The 4425-nt window shown below is 67.1% G+C and carries 1 protein-coding gene; it reads left to right on the plus strand.

Features of this window, described 5'->3' with window-relative positions; genetic code table 11:
• The coding region (locus tag EOA24_RS28645; protein WP_127410322.1) for a translocation/assembly module TamB domain-containing protein at nucleotides 1-4425 on the plus strand (4425 nt) is incomplete at both ends.

Genomic DNA, 4425 nt, shown 5'->3' on the forward strand with positions numbered 1-4425 from the left:
CTGGAGATCAGCTCCGGCTCGCTCAGCGCCAGCGGCACCGGCAGCATGCAGGGATCGGACCTCCAGGCCAGCGTCAAGGGCACGTTGGGCGACGTCTCGCCGCTGTCGTCGCTTGCCGGCACACCGCTTGCGGGCGGGGTCAACTTCGCTCTGAGCGCAAGCGGTCCGCGTCTGGCGCCGGATTTCACCGTGTCGGCAGACAGCACCAGCCTGACGGCGGCGGGCCGCACCGTGAAGGACATCAAGCTCTCGGCCAAGGGCAAGGCCGATGTCGCCAATCCGACCGCCGATATCTCGCTGACCGGCAATGCCGAGGGGCAGGCGCTCGACATCGAGGCTTCGCTGGTGACCGCCGACGGCAAGCGTTCGATCAAAGGGCTCAGCCTGGCGCTCGGCGACAACAAGGTGTCGGGTGATCTCGCGCTCGACGACAAGTTCCTGCCGCTCGGCACGCTGACGCTTGCCGTGCCCGATATCGGGCCGCTCGCCGCGCTGGCAAACCAGACCGCCACAGGCGACATCAACGGCACGATCGTCTTTGCCAAGGAGGGCGAGGCGCCGACCGTCACTATCAATGCGGCCAGCACCTCGATCGCGCGGGGCGACCTGGCGGCGAAAGCCATCACCGTCAACGCGCTGATCGCAAACTATCTCAAGGGGCCGGCGATCTCGGGCACGATCAAGGCCGACAATGTGACCTCCGGCGGCACGGTCATCAGCGGCATCGGCATCGATTTGAAGCGCGATGGCGACTGGACCAACTTTACCGGCGGCGCCACGGCGTCCGGCATTCCGGCCACCGCCACCGGGCGGGTAAAGATCGCCGACGGCACGACAAGCGTGGAAATCACGTCCGGCGAGGCGACGGTGCGCGGCATCAAGGCGGCCATCGCCGAGCCATCCCGCCTTTCCATCGCCAATGGCGTGACGACAATCGAGAAGCTCGCGCTCAACCTCGGCGGCGGCTCGGCGACGGTTTCCGGCAGCGCCGGTGAGACCCTGGACCTGACGGCCAATCTCGCCAACCTGCCGGTGGCGCTCGGCAATGATTTCGTGCCCGGCCTCGACGGGGCCGGAACGCTTGAGGGCACCGCGCACGTCACGGGTCCATCGTCCAACCCCGACGTTCAGTTCAACGCCAAGGTGGCGGGCGCCGAGACCAGCCAGACCCGGCAGGCGGGGCTCGGGCCGCTGGATCTCAATGCTGCTGGCAGCTACACGCTGGCGGGCGGCGTCGCCCTGGACCACGCCACGCTTTCGGGCGACAAGATTTCAGGCAAGGCCGCCGGCACCCTCAATCCCAACGGCGCCAGCGACTTCTCCCTCGACCTTTTATCATCGGGGCCTAGCCTGCCGTTGACGCTCGGCCGCGCAGACAGCCCGGTCAAGATCGAAGTCCAGTCCTTGTCGGCAAAGATGGCGGGCGAAAGCACGCAAGCGCGGCTCGATGTGTCCGCCATCCTGCCGTCCATCGTCGCCAGCCAGGGGAAGGTGGATGGTCTCACCCTGGCGCTGCATTCGGATGCCTTCGACCTCAAGGGACGGGCAGGCCCGGTCTCCGGCACGGTCTCGCTGGACAGGATCGGCCTCGACAATCCGTTGATCGCACCGCTGATCGCCGGCAAGGTGGTCGCCAAGGTCAATGGCCGGCTGGCTCCAGATTCGGTCGCCGTCGACAGCGGCTCGCTGACCAGCGATGCGCTCAACAGCCAGGTTGCCGGCCGGGTATCGCTGGGCGACGGCGCCGTCGACTTTAATATGAAGGCCGAGGTCGCGTCTTCGGCCTTGCCGGCAGCGGTGCGCGGCATGCTGGGCGAGACGGCGCAGTTGAGCGCCGCGCTGAAGCGCGATGCCGATGGCAATGTCAATATCGACGGCCTCAAGCTCAATTCAGGCGCGCTTAGCGCCGATGGCCAGGCGAGCCTTGCCGACGGCAAGCTGGCCGCCGGGATCAGAGGCGCGTTGAGCGATGTTTCGGGGCTCTCGAAGGACGCCAAGGGCGCCATCGCTTTCGCCCTCAACGCGCAAGGCCCGGTCGCCGCGCCCGACCTGTCGATGACGGTGGACAGCGACCGGCTCCTCGTGGCGGCGCGCGAGATCACCGGACTGAAGCTGACGGCCACCGGCAAAGCCGATGCCGCCAATCCGGCAGCCAATGTGCAGCTCACTGGCAATGTCGCCGGGCAGAATTTGCAAGGCAGCGCCGCGCTCGCCACCACCAATGGCAGCCGCGCGATCAACGGGCTTTTGCTGTCCCTCGGACCGAACAAGTTTTCCGGCGATCTCGTGCTCGACGATGCTTTCGTGCCGGTGGGCACCGTTTCGCTCGACCTGCCAGATATCGGACCGCTCGCTGCGCTGGCCCTGGAAAAGGCCGAAGGCAATGTGCGCGGCACGATCGCCTTTACCAAGGCGGCCAACGGGCCGAATGTCGCGGTCAAAGCGAACACCTCGGAGATCAAGCGCGGCGATCTCTCGGCCAGGAATGTCGCCATCGACGCGCAGATCGCGAACTATCTGGCAGCACCGGTGATCGCCGGCACGGTGCGGGCGGAGAGCGTGACTTCCGGCGGCACCGCCATCACCGGCATCGATGTCGATCTCAAGCGCGACGGCGACTGGACCGGTTTTTCCGGCGGGGCCACCGTCAAGAACATCCCGGCCAAAGCCGCCGGGCGCGTGAAAGTGGCGAACGGAACCACGACCATCGAGCTCGCCTCCGGCCAGGCGACCGTGCAGGGCATCAAGGCCGCGATCGCGCAGGCCTCGACGGTGACCGTCGCCAATGGCGTGACCACGCTCGACCGGCTGGTGCTCAACCTCGGCGGCGGCACGGCAACGGTGACGGGCAAGGTCGCGCAGGCGCTCGACATCAACGCCAACCTCGCCCGGGTGCCGATTTCGCTCGCCAACAGTTTCTCGCCGGGTCTCGACGCGGCCGGCTCGATCTCGGGCACGGTCAAGGTGACCGGCCAGCCTTCGACCCCCTCGGTCGCCTTCAAGATCGATGCCGCCGGCGTGCAGACCTCGCAGACGCGTGGCGCCGGCCTTGGCGGCATGAATGTGTCGTCATCCGGCACTTTTGCCGGCAACAAGCTCGCCTTCGACGCCAACATCAGCGACGGCGCCGGCCTCGGCCTCAAGGGCGGCGGCTCGGTGACGACGGCGGGCACGCCAACCTTGGCGCTCGATTTCAACGGCAAGGTGCCGTTCTCCTTCCTGGCCGCAAAGCTCGCCGCGCAAGGGCTGGCGCTCAACGGCATCGCCAATGTCGATGTGCAAGTGCGTGGTCCTGCATCCGCGCCGGTTATCAGCGGCAAAGTCACGACATCCGGCGCGCGCCTCATCGATGCGCGCTCCGGCCTGGCGGTGAACGACATCGCCGCCGAAGTCTCGATCGGCGGCGGGGTGGCCAGGATCAACCGCCTGACCGGCACACTGTCGACGCGCGGCAGCCTGTCGGCGAGCGGCACCGTGGGCATCAATCCGGCGCAGGGCTTCCCGGCCGACCTGTCGATCAAGCTCACCGACGGCCGCTACACTGACGGCCGGGTGGTGACCGCCAATCTCGGCGGCGACCTGACCGTCAAGGGGCCGCTCGTCTCGGCGCCGGTGGTGGCTGGCACGATCAACCTGGCGAGGACGGTCATCACCGTCCCGGAAAAGCTGCCGGGGTCGCTCTCGGCGCTGGATGTGAAGCACAAGAACGCTCCGGCGTCCGTGCGGGCGCAGGACAAGGCACTGCGCCCGGCGACGTCCGGCGGCAGCAGCAACAGCGGCAGCGGCCTGACGCTTGACGTGACTGTCAACGCGCCGAACCAGATCTTCATCCAGGGCAGGGGCGTCGATGCCGAACTCGGCGGCTCGCTGAAGCTGACAGGCCCGGCTTCGGCGCCCAGGGCGATCGGCACCTTCACCCTGCAGCGTGGACGGCTGATCATCCTTTCCAAGCGACTGACCTTCACCGATGGCACGATCGGGTTCCAGGGGTCGCTGGTGCCCTATCTCAACTTGACGGCGACCACCACGACGAGCACCGCCACAGTCACGGTCGTCGTCTCAGGCGAGGCGACCAATCCGAAGTTCACGTTCTCCTCCGTGCCGGCGCTGCCCCAGGACGAGATCCTGGCACAACTCATCTTCGGTCAATCCATGTCCAAGCTGTCGCCGCTGCAGATCGCGCAACTTGCGAGCGCCGCCGCGCAACTGGCCGGCATCGGCGGTTCGACCTCGTTGCTCGAGAACCTGCAAAGCGCCATCGGCGTCGATGATCTCGACGTGACGACGGATGAGAAGGGCGGCACCGCGGTTTCGGCCGGCAAGTACCTCAACGATCGCACCTATGTGACGATACAGAAGGGCGACAAGCCAGGCTCCGGCAAGGTGACGATCGACCTCAATGTCGGTCGCGGGGTTAAGCTGCGC

Source organism: Mesorhizobium sp. M2A.F.Ca.ET.039.01.1.1 (genome assembly GCF_003998035.1).
Lineage (GTDB): Bacteria > Pseudomonadota > Alphaproteobacteria > Rhizobiales > Rhizobiaceae > Mesorhizobium.